The 3,296-nt window shown below is 54.6% G+C and carries 1 tRNA gene and 2 rRNA genes; all 3 read right to left on the reverse strand.

Annotated elements, in window-relative coordinates:
* Nucleotide 1: 1 nt before the first annotated feature.
* A tRNA-Met gene (locus ABIC78_RS21425) sits at nucleotides 2-78 on the reverse strand.
* A gap of 85 nt (nucleotides 79-163) precedes the next feature.
* Nucleotides 164-278 (reverse strand): 5S ribosomal RNA (gene rrf, locus ABIC78_RS21430).
* A gap of 122 nt (nucleotides 279-400) precedes the next feature.
* A 23S ribosomal RNA gene (locus tag ABIC78_RS21435) occupies nucleotides 401-3,193 on the reverse strand.
* Between the last annotated feature and the right edge of the window lie 103 nt (nucleotides 3,194-3,296).

A 3,296-nucleotide genomic window follows, 5' to 3' on the forward strand; every position in this document is an offset into this window, starting at 1 on the left:
ATGGTTGCGGGGGCAGGATTTGAACCTGCGACCTTCAGGTTATGAGCCTGACGAGCTACCGGGCTGCTCCACCCCGCGATGCGCTGCGGCCCCGTCGTTTATGACGACGGGGCCGCAGGAGAGACTTTGTGAATGGGTTTTATTCGTGTGCGCCTGCTTCAATGCCTGGCGACGACCTACTCTTCCAACGCTTGAGCGTTAGTACCATTGGCGCGGACTGGTTTCACGGCCGAGTTCGAGAAGGGATCGGGTGGGACACAGACGCTATGGTCACCAGGCAATGGAGCGGGCGCACATGAGGGGTTTAGATCGATGATGTTGGGATCTGGCTTGAGGATCGTCCGATTGTCACCGTTGGCCGCTGCATGTTGTGCAGGGTTGGTGGTGAGGGTGTGGATTCTACAAGCATGATAAGAGTGATTAGGACCGGTTAGCTTCATGCGTTACCGCACTTCCACACCCGGCCTATCAACGTGGTGGTCTACCACGACTCGATGATACCTTATCTTGAGGGAGGCTTCCCGCTTAGATGCTTTCAGCGGTTATCCCGTCCATGCATAGCTACCCTGCTGCGCTCCTGGCGGAACGACAGGTACACCAGAGGCATGTTCACCCCGGTCCTCTCGTACTAGGGGCAACTCCTCTCAAGTATCGACGCCCACGGCAGATAGGGACCAAACTGTCTCGCGACGTTCTGAACCCAGCTCACGTACCACTTTAATTGGCGAACAGCCAAACCCTTGGGACCTGCTCCAGCCCCAGGATGTGATGAGCCGACATCGAGGTGCCAAACGATTCCGTCGATATGAGCTCTTGGGAATCATCAGCCTGTTATCCCCGGCGTACCTTTTATCCGTTGAGCGATGGCCCTTCCACGAGGGACCACCGGATCACTATGACCGACTTTCGTCTCTGCTCGACTCGTCAGTCTCGCAGTCAGGCAGGCTTATGCCATTGCACTCTGAACAGACGGTTTCCAACCGTCCTGAGCCTACCATCGCGCGCCTCCGTTACTCTTTAGGAGGCGACCGCCCCAGTCAAACTACCCGCCACAGAGGGTCCCCGCACCGGATGACGGTGCTGGGTTAGACATCAGAAAACAACAGGGTGGTATTTCACCTATGGCTCCACACCGGCTGGCGCCAGTGCTTCAAAGCCTCCCACCTATGCTACACAATTCTTTCCTAATGCCACTCTGAAGCTGCAGTAAAGGTGCACGGGGTCTTTCCGTCTAACCGCGGGTACTCCGCATCTTCACGGAGAATTCAATTTCGCTGAGCATATCCTGGAGACAGTGGGGAAGTCGTTACGCCATTCGTGCAGGTCGGAACTTACCCGACAAGGAATTTCGCTACCTTAGGACCGTTATAGTTACGGCCGCCGTTTACCGGGGCTTCAATTCGGAGCTTGCACTCCTCCTCTTAACCTTCCGGCACCGGGCAGGCGTCAGACCCTATACGTCGTCTTGAAGCCGACTTAGCAGAGTCCTGTGTTTTTGCTAAACAGTCGCTACCCCCTGGCCTGTGCCCCCCACAAGTGCTTGCGCATATGTGGGGCCTCCTTCTTCCGAAGGTACGGAGGCAATTTGCCGAGTTCCTTCAGGATACTTCTCTCAAGCGCCTTGGTATACTCTACCTGACCACCTGTGTCGGTTTCGGGTACGGTCTATATGGAGAGGCTATTTCCTGGAACCTCGTCGCAGCCAGTTCAATCCAATAAGAACTGACAACTTAAGAGATCCGTCACTCATCTCCAGGCCCACGAATATTAACGTGGTTCCCATCGACTACCCCCTTCGGGCTCGTCTTAGGGGCCGGCTCACCCTGCTCAGATTAGCTTTAAGCAGGAACCCTTGGTCTTTCGGCGAGAGGGCATCTCACCCTCTTTATCGCTACTCATGTCAGCATTCGCACTTCCGATACCTCCACGGTCGGTTACCCTTCCGCTTCGCAGGCCTACGGAACGCTCCGCTACCGCTCAGATCAAAGATCTGAACCCTAAGCTTCGGTGCACGTCTTGAGCCCCGTTACATCTTCGCCGCAGGAACCCTTGGTTAGACCAGTGAGCTGTTACGCTTTCTTTAAATGATGGCTGCTTCTAAGCCAACATCCTGGTTGTTTTGGGATTCCCACATGCTTTCCCACTTAGACGTGACTTGGGGACCTTAGCTGTAGGTTAGGGCTGTTTCCCTTTTGACGACGGACCTTAGCACCCGCCGTCTGTCTGCCGGATAAATCTCGTTGGTATTCGGAGTTTGGTTAGAGTTGGTAGATCTCGCGACCCCCGCATCCATCCAGTGCTCTACCCCCAACGGTATACGTCCGACGCTCTACCTCAATAGATTTCGCGGAGAACCAGCTATTTCCCGGTTTGATTGGCCTTTCACCCCTAAACACAACTCATCCGACAATTTTTCAACATTGAACGGTTCGGCCCTCCAGTGCGTGTTACCGCACCTTCAGCCTGGTCATGCCTAGATCACCGGGTTTCGGGTCTAATTCATCGAACTCTAGCGCCCTATTCAGACTCGCTTTCGCTACGCCTACACCTAACGGCTTAAGCTTGCTCGATAAACTAAGTCACTGACCCATTATGCAAGAGGTACGCAGTCACCCCCTATGGGGCTCCTACTGCTTGTAAGCATCCGGTTTCAGGTACTGTTTCACTCCCCTCATCGGGGTGCTTTTCACCTTTCCCTCACGGTACTAGTTCGCTATCGGTCATGTACGAGTATTTAGGCTTGGAGGGTGGTCCCCCCATGTTCAGACAGGATTTCACGTGTCCCGCCCTACTCGAGGCCTCATCCATCACTTTCGCATACGGGGCTATCACCCGCTATGGCCTGCCTTTCCAGACAGTTCTGCTAGTTGAAGATGAGGCACTGGCCTGGTCCGCGTTCGCTCGCCACTACTAACGGAATCTCGGTTGATGTCTTTTCCTCCAGGTACTGAGATGTTTCAGTTCCCCGGGTTCGCTTCACCAAAGCTATATATTCACTAAGGTGATACCTTATCCACCTCTCCAACCACCCTGTTGCCAGGGTGACAGAAGAAATGGTGAAGGTGGGTTTCCCCATTCGGAAATCGCCGGATCAAAGCTCGCTCACAGCTCCCCGACGCTTATCGCAGCGTGCCACGTCCTTCTTCGCCTGTACATGCCAAGGCATCCACCAGATGCTCTTACCTCACGCTTGAGAATCCACACCATCACCAACAAGCCTGCATAACGCTTGCGGTGTGCCAGGTGCGGACGATATCTCAGCCAGATCGAACAACGCATCACATGGCTCTCGCCAC

This window comes from Novosphingobium sp. 1529, from assembly GCF_040544855.1.
Lineage (GTDB): Bacteria > Pseudomonadota > Alphaproteobacteria > Sphingomonadales > Sphingomonadaceae > Novosphingobium > Novosphingobium capsulatum.